Consider the following 18769-nt stretch of genomic DNA (forward strand, 5'->3'; position numbering starts at 1 on the left):
GTTGGGTGGGGGTGGTGGGGATGGTGGGGGGTGGTGGTGGGGGGGGGTGAAGGCGAAGATGGGGGACGCGGGTGGGGGTGCTGGTGTTGCTGGGATCATCAAGATGGTTGAGGCGATGCGGCATCAGGTGTTGCCGCGTACGTTGCATGTGGATGCGCCGACGTCGCAGGTGGACTGGTCGGCGGGTGCGGTTCAGCTGTTGACCGAGGCCCGGCCGTGGTCGGTTGGTGGGCGTCCGCGTCGGGCCGGGGTGTCGTCGTTCGGGATCTCCGGCACCAACGCCCACGTCATCCTGGAGGAACCCCCCTCGGCGGCGGTACCGGCCCAGGAGAGGCCCCCGGTCGGCGAGCTGGTGCCGTGGGTGTTGTCGGCGCGGTCGCCGGAGGCGTTGCGTGGGCAGGCAGCCCGGCTGGTCCCGGTCGAGGCGGACCGGGTGGATGTCGGGTTCTCGCTGGTGTCGGCGCGGTCGTTGCACGCGCACCGGGCGGTGGTGTTCGGTCCGGAGGAGCTGGCGGCGTTGGCCGCTGGTGAGCCGGGTCCGGTCACCGGGTCGGTGGTACGCGGGAAGACGGCGTTCGTGTTCTCCGGTCAGGGGTCGCAGCGGCCGGGCATGGGTCTGGGGTTGGCGTCGTCGTTCCCGGTGTTCGCCGAGGCGTTCGACGCGGCGTGCGCGGAGCTGGACCTCCACCTGGACCGCCCGTTGCGCGAGGTGATCGCCGACGGCGACGACCTGGACCAGACGGTCTACACGCAGACGGCGTTGTTCGCGGTCGAGGTGGCCCTGTTCCGGCTGGTCGAGTCGTTCGGTGTCATGCCGGACTACCTGGTCGGACACTCGATCGGTGAGATCGCCGCCGCGCACGTTTCCGGGGTGCTGTCCCTGCCCGACGCGGCGAAGCTGGTCGCGGCCCGAGGCCGCCTGATGCAGGCGTTGCCGACCGGTGGGGTCATGGTGGCGGTACCGGCCATGGAAGCGGAGGTGCTGCCGCTGCTGACCGACGGCGTGTCCGTCGCAGCGGTCAACGGCCCCCGCTCGGTGGTGCTGTCCGGCATGAAAGGCGAGGTCACGGCCGTCGCCGCCCACTTCAAGAAGTCCAAGCGACTGCGGGTCAGCCACGCGTTCCACTCGGTGCTGATGGAGCCGATGCTGGCCGAGTTCGCGCAGGTCGCGCAGACGTTGACCTACGCCGAACCGCGGATCCCGATTGTGTCCAACGTGAGTGGGCAGGTCGCCGAGACGCAGGACGCCGGTTACTGGGTGCGGCACGTGCGGGAGGCCGTGCGCTTCGCCGACGGCATCGCCACCCTGGAAGCCGCGGGCGTCAGCACGTTCGTGGAGATCGGCCCCGACGGGGTGCTCTCCGCGATGGGTGCCGACTGCGTCGCGGACGCGGTGTTCGTACCCGTGCAACGCTCTGACCGCGACCAGCCGACCACGCTGCTCACCGCCCTCGCCCAGGTCTTCGTGCGCGGCGTCGCGGTCGACTGGACGCCGTGCCTGACCGGCGGACGCCTCATCGACCTGCCCACCTACGCCTTCCAGCACCAGCGCTACTGGCCGAGGCCCGGCTCCCGGGCGACGAACCCCACCGACGCCGCCTTCTGGGACGCCGTCGAACGTGCGGACCTCGACGCCCTCACCCAGACCCTGAAACTGGACGACAGCGCCGCCCTCACCCCACTGCTGCCGGCCCTGGCCTCCTGGCGACGGGACCACGCCGCCGGGCCGCTCGGGCGCTACGGCATCGACTGGGCTCCCCTGCCGTCGGCCGCCGCACCCGCCGGGACCTGGCTGATCGTCGAACCGGCCGGTGACACCCGCGTCTCGGCCGCCCTGGCCGCCGCCGACCTGGACCTGCGACGCGGCACCCCGGACGAGGCCACGATGCGGGACGTCACCGGCGTGGCCGCCGTGGTGGACGACCCCGCGCAGGCTCTGCAGGCCGTACAGACCCACCAGTCCCTGGGCACCGACATCCCGCTCTGGCTGATCACCGGTGGCGCCGTGGCCGCCGGCCCGAACGACCCCGCGCCCAACCCGCCCGCCGCGGCCGTCTGGGGCCTCGGCCGGGTCGCCGCCCTGGAACTCCGCAACGGTTGGGGCGGCGTCGTCGACCTGCCCAGCGGCCCGGTCGACGGACGGTTGCTGGCCGCCGCGCTGACCGGCGCCGGGGGCGAGGACCAGATCGCCGTCCGCGCCGGGCTGCTCGGCCGGCGACTCGTCCCGTCGGCCGGCACGGGTCGGCCCTGGCAGCCGCGCGGCACTGTCCTGATCACCGGCGGCACCGGCGCACTGGGCGCACACGCCGCCCGGTGGGCCGCCGGCCACGGCGCCGACCACCTGGTCCTGCTCAGCCGCCGGGGAGAGGCGGCACCCGGTGCCCTCGACCTGCGCGACGAACTGGCCGCCGCCGGGGCGCGAGTCACGATCAGCGCCGTCGACCTGGCCGACCGCGACGCCCTCGGCGCGGTCATCGCAGATCTGACCGCGGCCGGTGACACCGTCACCGCGGTGCTGCACACCGCCGGCGTCGCCACCCACGCCCCGCTTGCGGACCTGACCGCCGACGCCATCGCCGACGTCATGGCCGCCAAGGTGCTCGGCGCGACGCACCTGGACGAGCTGTTCCGCGACACACCGCTGGACGCCTTCGTGCTGTTCTCGTCCATCGCTGGCGTCTGGGGCAGCGGCGACCAGGCCGCCTACGCGGCCGCCAACGCGGCCCTGGACGCGATCGCCGACCAGCGCCGCTCCCGAGGGCTCACCGCGACCTCGATCGGCTGGGGCCCGTGGGCGGACGGCGGCATGGCCGCCGACAGCGCCGTGGACGAGCAACTGCGCCGACGCGGCCTGCGCCCGATGGCTCCCGAACGGGCCCTGCGCGGGCTGCGCTCCGCGGTCGGCGACCACCGTACGAGCGTCGTCGTCGCCGACGTCGACTGGGCGACGTTCGCACCGGCGTTCACCGCCGCCCGTCCGAGCCCGCTGCTCGACGGCGTTCCGGAGGTGCACGCCCTCACCACCGCGCCGGAACCCGAGACGGACGACGGCTGGCGGGCCGAGCTGCTGGACCTTGCTGGGACCGAGCGCGCGCACGCGGTGCTGGAGACCGTCCGGACGCACGTCGCGGAGGTGCTCCGGCTGCCGTCGGCGCACGCGGTGGACCCCGGCCGTTCGTTCACCGAGATCGGCTTCGACTCGCTGACCGGCGTCGAGCTGCGCAACCGGCTCGGAGCCACCACCGGGCTGCGGCTGCCCACCACACTGGTCTTCGACCACCCGACGCCGGAGGCGCTCGCCGCGTACCTCGAGAACGAGGTCGCCGGGGCGACCGACCCGACGCCGACCGTCGCCGTCGCGGGCCGCACCGACGAGCCGATCGCGATCGTCGCGATGTCCTGCCGCTTCCCCGGCGGCATCGGCTCACCCGAGGACCTGTGGCGGTTGCTGGCCGACGGCGGCGACGCCATCGGCGCCTTCCCCACCGACCGGGGTTGGGACCTGGACGCCCTCTACGACCCGGACCCGGACGCCGTCGGCACCACCTACGTACGCGAGGGCGGCTTCCTGGCCGGGGCCACCGAGTTCGACGCCGGGTTCTTCGGCATCTCGCCCCGGGAGGCGCTGGCCATGGACCCGCAACAGCGCCTGCTGCTGGAGACGGCGTGGGAGGCGTTCGAGCGCGGCGGTGTGCCGACCGACGGCCTGCGCGGAAGCCAGACCGGGGTCTTCGTCGGCACCAACAACCTCGACTACGGTCCGCTGCTCAGCGGTGAGCAGGAGGCCGCCGAGGGCTACGTCAGCACCGGCAACGCCGCGAGCGTCGTCTCCGGGCGGATCTCCTACACCTTCGGGCTGGAGGGCCCCGCGGTCACTGTGGACACCGCCTGCTCGTCGTCGCTGGTCGCCCTGCACTGGGCCAGCCAGGCCCTGCGGCAGGGCGAGTGCGACCTCGCCCTGGCCGGCGGTGTCACCGTGATGTCCACCCCGGGCGCGTTCATCGAGTTCAGCCGCCAGCGGGGCCTGTCCGCCACGGCCCGGTGCCGGGCCTTCTCCGCCGGCGCGGACGGGACGATCTGGGGCGAGGGCGTCGGCATGCTCCTGCTGGAACGGCTCAGCGACGCCGTCGCCAACGGTCACCCGGTGCTCGCGGTGGTCCGGGGCAGCGCGGTCAACCAGGACGGCGCGTCGAACGGGCTGACCGCCCCGAACGGGCCGTCGCAGCAACGGGTGATCCGGGCGGCACTGGCCAACGCGGGTGTGTCGGCCGCCGACGTCGACGTGGTGGAGGCCCACGGGACCGGCACGAAACTGGGCGACCCGATCGAGGCGCAGGCGCTGCTGGCGACGTACGGGCAGGGTCGGCCCGCCGACCAGCCGCTGTGGCTGGGATCGGTGAAGTCGAACATCGGTCACACCCAGGCGGCGGCCGGTGTCGCCGGCATCATCAAGATGGTCGAGGCGATGCGGCACGAGACCCTGCCGCGAACGCTGCACGCCGACCAGCCCAGCCCTCACGTGGACTGGACCGCGGGGGCGGTGGCCCTGCTCACCGAGGAGCAGCCGTGGGCGCGGACCGGCGACCGGCCGCGTCGGGCGGCGATCTCGTCGTTCGGGTTCAGCGGCACGAACGCGCACGCCGTGCTGGAGGAGCCGCCGGCACCGCAGCCGTCGGTGGGCGCCGAGCCCGAGCCGCAGCAGGCGTCGGTGATGGCGCTGCCGCTGTCGGCGCGTACCGAGCCCGCGCTGCGGGAGCAGGGTGCGCGACTGCGGCAGCGGCTCTCGGCGGGCGCTGATCCGAAGGACCTGATCCACTCCCTCGCCACCACCCGCAGTGTCCTGGAGGAGCGGGCGGTGGTGGTCGGCGCCGACACCGAGGCCCTGGTCGCGGCGCTCGACACCCTGGCCGGCGGCGGCGACCACCCTGCGCTGGTCACCGGATCGGCGGTGCGGGGGCGGACGGCCTTCGTCTTCTCCGGGCAGGGGTCGCAGCGACGGGGCATGGGTCTGGAGCTGACGGCCGCGTACCCGGTGTTCGCCGAGGCGTTCGACGCCGCCTGCGCCGAGCTGGATCGTCATCTCGACCGTCCACTGCGGGCGGTGATCGCCGACGGCGGTGAGCTGGACCAGACCGTCTACACGCAGAGCGCGCTGTTCGCCGTCGAGGTCGCGCTGTTCCGCCTCGTCGAGTCGTTCGGCGTCACCCCGGATTTCCTGGTCGGGCACTCGATCGGTGAGATCGCTGCCGCCCACGTCGCGGGGGTGCTGTCCCTGCCCGACGCGGCTGCGTTGGTCGCGGCCCGGGGTCGGTTGATGCAGGCGCTGCCGACCGGTGGGGTCATGGTGGCGGTGCGGGCCACGGAGGCCGAGGTGCTGCCGCTGCTGGTCGACGGGGTGTCGGTCGCGGCGGTCAACGGTCCGCGCTCGGTGGTGCTGTCCGGTGTGGCGGACGAGGTGGCGGCCGTCGCCGCGCGGTTCGAGAAGTCCAAGCGGCTCACGGTGAGCCACGCGTTCCACTCGGTGCTGATGGAGCCGATGCTGGCGGAGTTCGCGCAGGTCGCGCAGACGTTGACCTACGCGTCTCCGCGGATTCCGGTGGTCTCCAACGTGACCGGGCAGATCGCCGAGTCGCAGGACGCCGCGTACTGGGTGCGGCACGTCCGGGAGGCGGTGCGCTTCGCCGACGGCATCGCCACCCTGGAGAGCCTCGGTGTCGCCACGTTCCTGGAGATCGGCCCGGACGGGGTCCTGTCGGCCATGGGCGCGGACTGCGTGACCGGTGCCGTCTTCGTGCCGGTGCAGCGCGCCGACCGGGACCAGCCGACCACCTTCCTGACAGCTCTGGCCGGTGCCTTCGTCCGCGGGGTGGCCGTCGACTGGGACCGGTGCCGGCCCGGCGGTCGGCGTGTCGACCTGCCCACCTACCCCTTCCAGCGTGTCCGCTTCTGGCCGTCCCCGGTCGAGCGGGTCACCGTCGACCCGCTGGACGTCGAGTTCTGGCAGGCCGTCGAGGACGGCGACCTGAGCCCACTGGGTATCACCGGAGACGGCACCGACCTGCTGCCCGCCCTGACCGCCTGGCGTCAGGAACGGCGGGCCACCCGAGCCCGCGACTCCTGGCGCTACGAGGAGGCGTGGACCTCGACCACCCCGACCGCCACGACGGTCAGCGGGACGTGGCTGGTGCTCGGCGACGATGCGTACCCGACTGCCGCCAACGAGGCCCTCACCGCGTCCGGTGCCGAGGTGCGCGGCGTCCCGGTCCTCGGCCTGGACAGGGCCGCCGTGGCCGACCAGCTCCGCCTGGCCGCCACCGGGGGCCCGATCGCCGGGGCCGTCGCGTCCGCCGGCACCCCCGAGGCGGCGCTCGCCCTCGTCCAGGCGTACGCCGACGCCGCTGTCGACGCGCCGCTCTGGATGGTGACCACCGCGGCCGTCGCCGCCGACCCCGGTGACCCGGTCGACCCGTCCGCCGCGGCGGTGTGGGGCCTGGGCCGGGTCGCCGCCCTGGAACTGCCGCACCGCTGGGGTGGTCTCCTGGACGTTCCCGTCGACTGGACCGGCGGCCACCTCGCCGCCGCGCTCGGCAGCGGCGAGGACCAGCTCGCCGTTCGCGGCGACCGGGTTCTCGCCCGGCGACTGCGGCACGCTCCCGCGCCCGTCGGTCGCTGGCGTCCGCGCGGCACGGTCCTGGTCGTCGGTGACACCAGCGGCGAGATCGCCCGCTGGGCGGCGGCCGAGGGCGCCGACCGGGTGATCGTCACCGAGAGCATCCCGGAGGTGGACGACGGCGTCGTCATCCTGGAGACCTGCGCCGGAGACGACCGGGACGACCTGGCCGACCTGCTGACCCGCGTCCGGGCCGCCGGGGTCGCGCCGACGGCTGTCGTTCTCGCCGACCGCTCCGAGCCCGCACCCGCGCCCCTGACCGACACCGACGCCGAGGCCTGGGACACCCCGGCGGTACGTCGGGCCCGGCACCTGACCGACCTGATCCACGAGGACCTGGACGCGTTCGTCGTCTTCACCTCGGTCGTCGGCACCTGGGGCGGCGGTCTCCAGGCCGCCGCGGCCGTGGCCGCCACCACCCTGGAGGCGCTCGCCCACCGGGCCGGCGGCACCGCGATCGCCTGGGGACCGTGGACCGGGAGCGACGAACGCCTGCGCCGTCGCGGCCTGACCGCCCTCGCACCGGCCGTCGCCCTCGACGCGATGGCGGCCGCGGCAGCCACGGCCGGCCACGTCGTCCTCGCCGACGTCGACTGGCCCCGGTTCGCGCTCGCCTTCACCGGCACCCGACCCAGCCGGCTGCTCACCGACCTGCCCGAGGTGCCCGTCTCGGCGGAGGAGCAGGCCCCGGCCGGGGACGCCGGAGCCACCGCCGCGCTACGTGACCAGTGGCGCGCCCTGACCGAACCGGAACAGGATCGGGCGGCCCTCGACCTGGTACGCGGCACCGTCGCCGCCGTCCTGGGGCACGGCACCCTGGACGCCGTCCCGCCCACCCGGGCCTTCACCGAACTCGGCTTCGACTCGCTCACCGCGGTCGAGCTGCGCAACCGGCTCGGCCGGGTCACCGGCCTCAACCTGCCGCCCACGGCCGCGTTCGACCACCCCACCGCGCTGGCCCTCGCCGGGCACATCCGGCACACCGTCATCGGCGACGACCTGGACCTGACCGGTGGGCTCTTCGCCGAACTGGACCGTCTCGAAGCGGGCCTCGCGGTGTCCACACCGGACAGCACCACCCGCAGCCGGACGGTCCTGCGACTCCAGGCCTTCATCAACCGCCTCAACGACGTCGTCGAGCCGGTCACCGAGGAGGCACCACCGATCGAAGAAGCCAGCGACGAGGAACTGTTCGCCTTCATCCGCAGTGAGCTCGGCCGCGCCTGAACGCGCCGGGACAAGGAGGAACACACTCATGACACGCGACTTCCCGGTGCCCGCCATCGAGGACTGGCAGCGGCTCACCCTCGGCGTGCTGCGCAGATCCGGAAGAGCGGACGAGAACACCACCGCGGGTGACGCCGCGGACCTGCTGGCCACCACCACGTACGACGGATTCCCACTGGCGCCGCTCTACACCTCGCGCGACACCCCGGTGCCGGACGGGCTGCCCGGACAGGCGCCGTTCACCCGGGGCGGCGGTGTCGGCGGCCGGTGGGACGTGCGGACCGTGCACACCGACCCCGACCCGGTACGCACCGCTGCGGCTGCCCGTGCCGACCTGCACGGCGGGGCGACCTCGCTGTGGCTGCGGGCGGCCGCCCCCGAGCAGTTGGGCGAGCTGCTCACCGGAATCCCGCTGGAGCGCACCGGCATCGTGCTCGACGCCGGCACCGAGACCGACAAGGCCACCGCCGCCCTGCTGGACGTGGCCGCGCGGCAGAACATCGCGCCTCGCGTCCTGCGGGGAAACCTCGGCGCCGACCCGTACGGCGCGTTCGCGGCGACCGGCGTCGAGCCGGAACTCGGTGTTGCCGCGGATCTGGCGGCCCAGTCGGTGACGGCGCACCCCGAGCTGCGGGCGCTGACCGTCGACGTGACCATGTATCACGACGCGGGCGGCAGTGACGCCGAGGAGTTGGGCTGCGCGCTGGCCACCGGTGTCGCGTACCTGCGGGCGATGAGCGACCGGGGCATTCCGCTCACCAGGTCGCTCGGCCAACTCGAGTTCCGGTACGCCGCGACCGCCGACCAGTTCGCCACGATCGCCAAGCTCCGGGCGGCCCGCCGACTCTGGCACCGGGTCACCGAGGTGGCCGGCGCGCACCGGCCGTCGGCGCAGCGGCAGCACGCCGTGACCTCGGGCGCGATGATGACCGCCCGGGACCCGTGGAGCAACCTGCTGCGGACCACGCTCGCCTGCTTCGGCGCGGGCGTCGGCGGCGCCGGGGCGATCACCGTGCAGCCGTTCGACGTGGCGCTGGGCCGGCCCGACGAGACGGCCCAACGGATCGCGCGCAACACCCAGCTGATCCTGCTGGACGAGGCGCACCTGCACCGGGTCACCGATCCGGCCGGCGGGTCCTGGTACGTCGAGTCGCGTACCGACGAGCTGGCCCGGGCGGCGTGGGACTGGTTCACCACGATCGAACGGGCGGGCGGCATCGGGACGGCGCTGCGCAGCGGGCTGGTCGCCGACCGGCTGGCCGCCACCTGGGAGCGCCGGGCGACGCGGGTGGCCCGCCGCCAGGACGCCATCACCGGGGTCAGCGAGTTCCCCGATCTGGACGAGCAGGTCCCGGCCCGCCATGCCGCGCCACCCGCCCCGGTGGGCGGTCTGCCCCGCCACCGTTACGCGGAGCGTTTCGAGGAGCTGCGTCGACGGGCCGACGGTGCGGAGACGACGCCGGTGGTGCACCTGGTCACGATCGGACGGGTGTCCGAGCACAGCGCTCGGGTCACCTTCGCCGCGAACCTGTTCGCCGCCGGCGGCATCCGTACCGTGACGACCGCCGCCGGCGAGCCGGTCCCGCCCGGTGCCGTGGTGTGCGTCTGCTCGTCCGACCGCGTCTACGCCGAGCAGGCCGCGCCGGTCGCGGCCGCGCTCCGACAGACCGGCGCCACGAAGATCTGGCTGGCCGGACGGTCGGGCGGCCAGGCGGGCGTCGACGACCACCTGTACGCCGGGTGCGACGCCGCCCGCGTGCTGGAGACCACCCTCGACGACCTCGGAGTCCCCCGATGATCCCCTCGTACGCCGACGTCGAGCTCGGCACCCCACCCGCGCCCAGCGGCGACGCCCCGCTGCCGACCGACGTGTGGCAGACCCCGGAGGGCATCGGCGTCAAACGGTTCTACACCGCCGACGACCTGGCCGGTGTGGACTTCCTCGACTCGTTGCCGGGCATCGCCCCGTTCGTCCGTGGCCCCTACCCGACCATGTACGCGACCCGCCCGTGGACGGTCCGCCAGTACGCGGGCTTCTCCACCGCGCAGGAGTCCAACGCCTTCTACCGGCGCAACCTGGCCGGCGGGCAGAAGGGCCTGTCGGTCGCGTTCGACCTGGCCACCCACCGTGGGTACGACTCCGACCACCCCCGGGTGGCCGGTGACGTGGGCATGGCCGGCGTGGCGATCGACTCGATCCTCGACATGCGGGAGCTGTTCGCCGGCATCCCGCTCGACCGGATCAGCGTGTCGATGACCATGAACGGCGCGGTGCTGCCGATCCTCGCCCTCTACATCGTCGCCGCCGAGGAGCAGGGGGTCACGCCCGAGCAACTGGCGGGCACCATCCAGAACGACATCCTCAAGGAGTTCATGGTCCGCAACACGTACATCTATCCGCCGGACCCGTCGATGCGGATCGTGGCGGACATCTTCGCCTACATCTCGCAGCGGATGCCGCGGTTCAACTCGATCTCGATCTCCGGCTACCACATGCACGAGGCCGGGGCGACCGCCGACCTGGAGTTGGCGTACACCCTGGCGGACGGCGCCGAGTACGTGCGTGCCGGCAAGACCGCCGGGCTCGACGTCGACGCGTTCGCGCCCCGGCTGTCGTTCTTCTGGGCGGTCGGTATGCACTTCTTCATGGAGGTGGCGAAGCTGCGGGCCGGCCGCCTGCTGTGGGCACGGCTGCTGCGCGACGCCGGCGCGACCGACCCGAAGTCGCTGTCGCTGCGCACCCACTGCCAGACGTCCGGCTGGTCGTTGACCGCGCAGGACCCGTACAACAACGTGGTGCGCACCTGCGTCGAGGCGATGGCGGCGACCCAGGGCCACACGCAGTCGCTGCACACGAACGCGCTGGACGAGGCGTTGGCGCTGCCGACCGACTTCTCCGCCCGGATCGCCCGCAACACCCAACTGCTGCTCCAGCAGGAGTCGGGCACCACGCAGGTGATCGACCCGTGGGGCGGCAGCGCCTACCTGGAGCGGCTCACCCACGACCTGGCCCAGCGCGCGTGGGGCCACATCCGGGAGGTCGAGCAGGCCGGCGGCATGGCCCGCGCCATCGAGCAGGGGCTGCCCAAGTTGCGGATCGAGGAGGCCGCGGCGCGTACCCAGGCGCGGATCGACTCCGGCCGGCAGCCGGTGATCGGTGTGAACCGGCACCGACCGGTGGTCGAGGACCCGATCGAGGTACGCAAGGTGGACAACACGGCGGTACGCGCCGAGCAGGTCGCCAAGCTGCGCCGGCTGCGGGCCGAACGCGACCAGGCGGCCTGCGACGCGGCTCTGGCCGCGCTCACCCGGGGCGCCACCGACCCGGCGGCCAACCTGCTCGACCTGGCCGTCACCGCCGCCCGGGCGCACGCCACCGTCGGGGAGATCTCCGCGGCCCTGGAGACGGCGTTCGGCCGGCACGTCGCGCAGATCCGGACGACCAGGGGGGTGTACCGCGACGAGGCGGGCACCGACCCGGGGGTCGCACGGGCCCGCGCCGCCGCCGACGCGTTCGCCGACCGACGCGGGGCCCGTCCCCGCATCCTGGTCGCCAAGATGGGCCAGGACGGTCACGACCGCGGTCAGAAGGTGGTCGCCACGGCGTTCGCCGACCTGGGGTTCGACGTCGAGGTGGGTCCGCTGTTCCAGACCCCGGACGAGGTCGCCCGGCAGGCGGCCGACGCGGACGTCCACGTCGTCGGCGTCAACTCGCTCGCCGCCGGCCACCTCACCCTGGTGCCCGCGCTGCGTGAGGCGCTGACCGCCCTGGGCCGCGCGGACATCATGATCGTGGTCGGTGGGGTGGTGCCGCCCGGTGACATCGCCGCGCTGCGCCGCGCCGGCGCCTCGGCGGTGTTCCCGCCCGGCACGGTCCTCGCCGAGGCCGCGGTGGACCTGTTGGAACGGCTCCTGCGATGAGTACGGCGGTCGCGGGCTGACCCTGGACGACACGGTGGCCGCCTCCCATTCGGGGGGCGGCCATCGTGCTGTGTGCGGGGGCTCAGCGGTGCGCGGCGAGGCGGCCGGTGGGCCGGGTCTTCGGGACCACCGGCGCGAGGACGGTGATGGCGGTGACGATGAGGCCCTGCTGGACGAGCCAGCGGCCGCTGAAGCCGCTCAGGCGTCGCCCGTGCACCCACGGCCCGGTCACCAGCAGCGTGGCGTTGAAGGTGCCGTTCAGCGGGTCGATGACGATGTTCGCGTCCTCGAAGTCGAGCCACCGTGCGGTCAGCGGGAACCAGGCCTTGTAGACCGATTCCTTCGCGCTGAACAGCATCCGGTCCCAGGCGACACCGGGGTGGTCGCGACGCAGGACGGCGATGCGGTCCCGTTCCTCGGCCAGGGAGACGGCTTCGAGCACGCCGTTGGCGAGAGCATCGTTGGGCTCGGCGTCGATGCCGACGGTGGTGACCTTCTCCTGCTCGGCGAGGACGGCGGCGCGGTAGCCGGCGCAGTGGGTGATGCTGCCGACCATCCCGAAGGGCCACTGGGGCTCACCGCGGGTGCCGGGCAGGACCGGCGCGGGAGCGATCCCGATCTGGCGCATCGCCTGACGTGCGCACCAGCGGGCGGTGGTGAACTCGCGGCGGCGTTTGTCCACGGCCTTGCGGACGACGGCCTCCTCCTCGGGGAAGAGGTCGGCGCCGGGCGGGTCCACGAAGGTGTCGACGGCCGTCACGGCGCCGGGAAGGATGGACTCGATCATGGCTTCCTCCGCGCCGGAGAAACGGTTCCGGAGTCAGCGGTGGCCGACCTGACGCCCTCGGGCGGCAGTGCACGGGCACGGCTGGCATTGGTCACGCTTCAACAGTATCGACGCTGGTAGCCGTAGGGAACGGACGCTGCGGCTTTCACGGGCCGCGCCCGCGCAGCTAAGGGAGTGCCCTTCCCGGCTAGGGGCCCGGGAGGTCGGTGGGCGTTCGATCGCGGGCCGCGGCCTCGGGCCGGTGCCCAGGGTGCGACCCGCGATCCGGCCCGGGTCATTCCGCGATCTTGGTCCGGGCGGTCCACGTGAACAACAGCGGGGAGCCGTCGCCGAAGTGGCGCTCGAAGTGCTCGTAACCGGCCAGGTAGGGAACTTTGATCTTCCCGTAGACCAGCTGCTCGACGCTGGCCACCATCGTGCGCGGGATGTCGGCCGGTCCGCCCTGGAGGAAGACCAGGACGGGCTCGGACGGTGCCAGGGCCGGCGGGTCGAGCGTCAGGTACTGAGGCATCGGATCGGTCCTCTCTGCCGCGGAGCCTCGTCGCTCCGAATTCAGCATGAGGGCGTCTCCGGCGCCGACACAGACCCCTAGCACCCCGACGCCGGGGTGGGGAGGGCGTCACCTCTTCAGGCCGTGCTCGATCGCCTCGATGATGCGGGGCCGCAGCTCGGCCGTGCTGACGATGGCGTCGACCGAGCCGACCTGGACGGCTCGCTGGATGCTGTGCACCCGGTCGAACTCCGCGGCCACCTCGCCCAGCTTCTCCGCGCGGACCGACGAGCGCACCTCGGCAAGCAGGACGGTGAGGGCCGCGCGCTCCGCGCCGGTCGCGCCCGCGACCTGCGCGTGCAGCTCCGCGACGCGGGGGTCCTTCGCGGTGCGGTTGGTGACCTCACCGGAGAAGACGACGGCCGCGGCCGGGGCACCCCCGAGCACCGAGGCGAACGACCCCTCCAGCGCGAGCACGGACATGTTCGGGTTGAGGGCCTTGGAGAAGACCACGAACGCGCCGCCGTGATAGCGGGAGATCACCGTGAAGACGATCGGACCCTCGAAGTTGACGATCGCCCGGCCGATCTCGGCGCCGTACTCCAGCTGGAGGTGGCGCATCGACTCGGGGGAGCCGTCGAAGCCGGACAGGTTCGCCAGGACGACGAGCGGCCGGTTGCCGGAGGCCGCGTTGATCGCCCGTGCCGTCTTCTTCGACGAGCGGGGGAACAGGGTGCCCGCCGTGTAGGTGTCCGGCCCGTCGGTGGGTGGGAACCCGCGCCGGGGGACCGGGCGCGACTCGATGCCGATCAGGCAGACCGGATAGCCGCCGACGTGGGCGTCCTGGACCACCGACGTGTCGGCGTCGGCCATCCCGGCCCAGCGTTCGAGCACCGGGTGGTCCTGGTCGGACAGGGCGCGCATGACCGTACGGATGTCGAAGGCCTTCTTGCGGTCCGGGTTGTGGCTCGCCGAGAAGATCTGCCCGACGGTCGTGAAGTCGCTGCCGTCGACCAGGTGCGGGTAGTCGGAGACGTCCCGGTCGACCGGGTCGTCGGTGTCGGCCCGCCGAGGTCCGGTCTCCCCGGGTACGACGTAGGTGTGGTCGTAGTGGGCCATCAGCACGTCCCGTGCCGCCGGCAGGCTGGGTGCCCAGTACTGTGCCTGCCCGTTGGGCCCCATGACCCGGTCGTAGCCGCCGATGCCGAAGTTGTCCTCGGCCGACACGCCACCGGAGAAGTCCAACGAGTGCTTGCCGGTGAGCACCATCGCCGAGTCCGGCGTCATCACCAGGATGCCCCTGGTGTGCATGAGCATCGTGGCCTCGGCGTTCCAGTACGGCTGCGCGCCCACGTTGATGCCGGCCACCACGATGTTGATCTCACCGCCGGCCTGGGTGAACGTCACGACGCGCTTGAGGGCCGCGGCGACCCAGTCCATGTTCTCGGTCCCGGAACTCATCGAGATGCGGGCGCCCGCCGACAGCGCGAACCACTCCAGCGGCACCCGCATGGTCTCGGCCAGGTCGAGGGCGGCGATGACGCGCGCGCACTCGGGTTCGGAGAGCGCGCCCAGCGCCTTGGTCGGGTCGCCGAGCAGCACCACCCGGGTGACGCCCTCCGGGTAACGCTCGGTCGGCATGGTCACCACGCCGGCCACGATGGCCGCCGAGTTCTGCCCCTTCGGCCGTTCGACTGGCACGAGCGTCCCGGACGGGTCGAGGTCGTACTCGGTGAAGCGGCCCAGCAGCCCGGTCAGCTCGTACGGGTAGGTGGTGCCCCGACGCGCGGCACGCAGCACCTTCTGCCGGTAGTCGTCGAGTGGTCGTACCAGCTCGGTGGACGGCGCGCCCACGTTCAGGCGGGCGTCGTTGCCCGGGTCCAGGCTGATCGTCACCGCCACGTCCCCGGCCGAGTGCGGCTGCCGGGCGATGAACTGCACCTCTTCCAGGCCCGCGCCGGCCGAGGTGGGCAGGATCCTCTGGACCAGCGCGTTCAGCTCGTCGAGCGACAGGTTGGTGGGCGGCCAGACGTACATCAGGATCCGGTTGGTGTCGAACCGCTTGTCCTGCGGTCGCCGGGCCTGGATGTCGCGGATCGCGTCCAGGGCCAGGGTGGTGGCCTCCTCCAGGGCGGGCAGCGCGACCAGTCGCCCGTCGGTCTCCCGCAGCGGGGTCAGGTCGCGGATCTGGCCCATGGCGATGAGCCGCTCGTCGGCGGGGTTGCTGCGCGCCACGGCCTTGAAGAGGTAGATCTCCTCGTCGGCCGAGGCCAGCCGGGTCAGGTCGAACTCGCGTAGGCGTTCCAGTTGCAGGCGCTGGGCGATCTGCGGGTGCAGCCCACGGATCAGCCGGTCCTCGGTGAAGCCCGCCTCGCCGGGCCGGAAGGTGAAGTAGTGGTGCATGACCCCGCCGCTGGAGCTGGCGACGGTCGCGGTGACCCGCTGGACGGTCGACGGCAGCGGGTGTGCCGCGAACAGCTCACCGAGCCGTTCCGCGACGGCGTCGTCGTCGGGCTGGTCCTGCACGGCGACGTAGAGGTCGGCGACCAGCGGGGCCGGGGCGTCGGCGGCCAGCTCCGCGAGCGCGGTGAGGGTGCCGGCGAGTCGGACGATGTCGGTGGCGCCCGCCACGATGTGGGTCGTGCCGTGCTCGGCGGTGACGAACCCGTCCCGTGCGGTCACCGCGGTCAGGCCCCGGTTGCCGTAGTAGCGGCGGGTGAGCACCTCCAGCAGGGGCCCGTGCTCGGTGTGGCCGGGGCGTCGGATGCGCTGGCCGATGATCCGCACGAGGGGTTGTCGGCAGGAGACCATGCGCTGGATGCGGTCGGCCCGGTCCGGGGCGTCCGGGTGCGCATCGAGGTGGCGCAGGTCGGCGCGGACCTCGGCGTAGACCTCGGCGCGGGTGCGGCGCAGCAGGGGTTGGGCGTACCAGCGGAAGACCAGGCCGCGCGCCAGATCGGCGATCACCGGGAAGCGGACCTGGGTCGCCTCGATCAGGCGCTCCAGGACGACACCGGCGGGTTCGCGCAGGTCGCCGACGGGTGCCGGCCCGGCGAGCAGTTGGCGCAGCACCTCGGAGACGACCGGCGTCGCGGCGGCCATCCGTTGCTGGGCCAGGAAGATCCGGAAGACGGCGTCCTCCAGGTGCGGTGTGCGGTCGAGCCCGGTCACGCCGTAGTGGGCGAGGACCCGTTCCAGGCGTGCCACGAACCCGGGGGAGACGCCGGCCCGTTCGGCGTCGAGGCTCTGCAGGTAGCTGTGGAGGAACTCGCGCGGTGTGTGCACGGCGCTGCCCGGCTGGGCGTCGGCGGTCCGACGCGGCTTGTTGCGGGCCAGCTCCGCCAGGTTCGCGAAGATCGTCAGAAGGTCGAGGTGACCGGCGGGCGACCCGGTACGCACGGCTGGGCAGCGCCCGACTTCGCCCGGGGCGACGTCGTAGCCGAGCAGCAGCGCGCGCAGATCGTCCAGGGCCTGCTCCGCCGACGGCCCGGCCGGTGCCACCGGCAGGTCGATCTCGACGCCCTCGGTCGAACTCGGCGTCTCCTCGGCGGTGGTGTCGGCCAGGGGCTCGAGGCGCATCAGGGGGCTGCCGGTCTCGACCTGGCTGCCGACCGCGACGGGGCACTCGCGCACGCGGGCTCGGAACGGGGCCCGGAGCACGTTCTCCATCTTCATGCTCTCCAGCACCAGGATCGGCGCGCCGGCCTCGACCTCGTCGCCGACGGCGAGGGGAGTCGCGACGACGAGGGCCGGCGCGGGGGAGCGGACCACGCCGCCCTCGTCCCGGCTGACCCGGTGGGTGACGCCGTCGACCTCGATCGTGTGGATCGGACCGTGGGTCGCGGTCACCAACCGGAAGCGGTGCCCGTTGACCAGCATCTGCCCGCGGTGCGCGTCGAACCGTTCCATCTCCACGTCCACGCGGTGGACGTCGCCACCGGCCGACAGGCCGATCCGGAAACACCGGCGGCTCACGCGGGACACGGCCACCCGGTAGGAGACGCCGCGCAGTTTCAGGTCGAGCGGGCGGCCGGTCTCGTGGCGCACCTGGGGGCGGCCGCCGTGCGCGGTGGTGAACAGGCGCTGCCGGCTGATCTCCTCCTCGTCCTGGTAGGCCTCGATGGCGGCCGCGGCGAGGGCGATCGCGGAGTGCCGGTGGGTGACGAGGCGACCCTCGGAGCGAACCCGGTCGATCCAGCCGGTGTCGGCGGAGCCGTCGATCACCTCGGACTGGTCGAGCAGGTCCAGCACGAAGCTCTTGTTGGTGGTGCCACCCTCGATGATGACCGTGGTCTCGGCCATGGCCCGACGCAGGCGACCGAGCGCCTCGTCGCGGTCCCGACCGTAGGCGATGATCTTGGCGATCATCGAGTCGAAGGCCGCCGGGATGCTGTCGCCCTCACTGACACCGGTGTCGACCCGGATGCCCGGGCCGGCCGGCAGCGCGAGCCGGACGATCCGGCCGGGGGAGGGCGCGAAGTCGCGGTCCGGGTCCTCGGCGTTGAGTCGGGCCTCCACCGCGTGACCCGCCTCCACCGGCGCGGGGCCGTCGAGGCGGCCACCGCCGGCCACGTGCAGTTGGAGTTTGACCAGGTCGGTGCCGGTGGTGATCTCGGTGATCGGGTGCTCGACCTGGAGCCGCGTGTTGACCTCCAGGAACGCGAACAGCTTCTGGGCCGGGTGGTACAGGAACTCGACAGTGCCGGCGCCCCGGTAACCGACCGCCAGTGCGAGTCGCACCGCGGCGCCCTTCACCTCGGCGACCTGTTCCGCCGTCAGCACCGGCGACGCGGACTCCTCGATGATCTTCTGGTTGCGGCGCTGGACCGAGCAGTCCCGCACCCCGAGCGCCCAGGCGCCACCCTGCCCGTCGGCGATCATCTGCACCTCGACGTGCCGGGCGCCGGTCACCAGGCGTTCCAGGAAGACGACGCCGGAGCCGAAGGCGCGCAGCGCCTCCTGGCTGGTGCGCTCGTAGGCGTCGGTGAGGTCCGCCGGCGAGTCGACCCGCCGGATGCCACGCCCACCACCGCCGGCGGTCGCCTTGAGCATCAGCGGGTAGCCGATCTGGTCGCCGGCGCGGAGAGCGTCCGGAAGGGTTGCCACCTCGCCCCGGCTCCACGGGGCGACCGGGACACCGACCTCCTCGGCGATCAGCTTCGAGCCGATCTTGTCGCCGAGCTGGCGCATGGCCTCCGCGCTCGGCCCCACGAACGCGACCCCGATCCGCTCGCACAGCTCGGCGAACGCCGGATCCTCGGCGACGAATCCCCAGCCGACCCAGGCCGCGTCGGCGCCGGTCTCGACAAGGGCGCGTTCCAGCAGCTCGTGGTTGAGGTAGGGGCGGGTGGCCGCGGCGCCCAGTGGATACGTCAGGTCGGCCGCCCGGACGAATGTCGCCGTCCGGTCCTCGTCGGTGAACAGGGCGACCGTCTCGACGTGGTCACCCGACTCCGCCGACAGATCCCGTACGGCATGGATCAGCCGCATCGCGGCTTCTCCCCGATTGATGATCGCGATACGCCTGAACACCGGTCGACCCCTCCCCCGACGCCTGACGCTTCGACAGACGACGATTCTCAAGTGACCCGCGCGCGCATCGCGGTACGGGCACGGCCGGACCGTAACGCGCCCGTGGGAGCAGCCGACACCCCTAGCTTGGCCTGGGACGCGA

At 73.2% G+C, this 18769-nt stretch carries 6 protein-coding genes; 3 read left to right on the top strand and 3 right to left on the bottom strand.

All coding sequences use genetic code 11. The annotated features are described in order from the left end of the window. From LADH09A_RS10910 to scpA, 3 genes are all read left to right on the top strand, one after another. Positions 1-7897: type I polyketide synthase (locus tag LADH09A_RS10910; protein ID WP_443677155.1), on the top strand; the 7897-nt coding region annotated here is incomplete at its 5' end. A gap of 28 nt (positions 7898-7925) precedes the next feature. Continuing rightward, entirely contained in the window at positions 7926-9695 is a 1770-nt protein-coding gene (locus LADH09A_RS10915) for a methylmalonyl-CoA mutase subunit beta (RefSeq protein ID WP_238644763.1), read from the top strand. Positions 9696-9766: 71 nt separating this feature from the next. After that, positions 9767-11818: a methylmalonyl-CoA mutase gene (gene scpA, locus LADH09A_RS10920; protein ID WP_443677156.1), complete on the top strand. Its 2052-nt coding sequence runs from the start codon at positions 9767-9769 to the stop codon at positions 11816-11818. Between the two features lie 82 nt (positions 11819-11900). Here the strand turns inward: scpA and LADH09A_RS10925 are convergent, their stop codons facing one another. From LADH09A_RS10925 to LADH09A_RS10935, 3 genes are all read right to left on the bottom strand, one after another. Then, positions 11901-12605 carry a 4'-phosphopantetheinyl transferase family protein gene (locus tag LADH09A_RS10925; protein ID WP_238644765.1) on the bottom strand — a complete coding sequence of 235 codons (705 nt, stop codon included), beginning with the start codon at positions 12603-12605 and terminating at the stop codon, positions 11901-11903. Between the two features lie 274 nt (positions 12606-12879). Continuing rightward, complete coding sequence (locus tag LADH09A_RS10930) at positions 12880-13116, bottom strand: DUF5988 family protein (RefSeq protein ID WP_238644766.1); 237 nt, start codon at positions 13114-13116, stop codon at positions 12880-12882. Between the two features lie 108 nt (positions 13117-13224). Continuing rightward, positions 13225-18627 (bottom strand): ATP-binding protein, encoded by a 5403-nt coding sequence (locus LADH09A_RS10935; protein ID WP_308194530.1) that lies wholly within the window; start codon positions 18625-18627, stop codon positions 13225-13227. Between the last annotated feature and the right edge of the window lie 142 nt (positions 18628-18769).

It is taken from the genome of Micromonospora cabrerizensis, assembly GCF_022230955.1.
Classification (GTDB): domain Bacteria; phylum Actinomycetota; class Actinomycetes; order Mycobacteriales; family Micromonosporaceae; genus Micromonospora; species Micromonospora cabrerizensis.

Bases quoted from the DNA above. Each gene is read 5' to 3' on its own strand.
- LADH09A_RS10915 (WP_238644763.1), top strand. From the start codon at position 7,926: ATGACACGCGACTTCCCGGTGCCCGCCATCGAGGACTGGCAGCGGCTC.
- LADH09A_RS10925 (WP_238644765.1), bottom strand. From the start codon at position 12,605: ATGATCGAGTCCATCCTTCCCGGCGCCGTGACGGCCGTCGACACCTTC.
- LADH09A_RS10930 (WP_238644766.1), bottom strand. From the start codon at position 13,116: ATGCCTCAGTACCTGACGCTCGACCCGCCGGCCCTGGCACCGTCCGAG.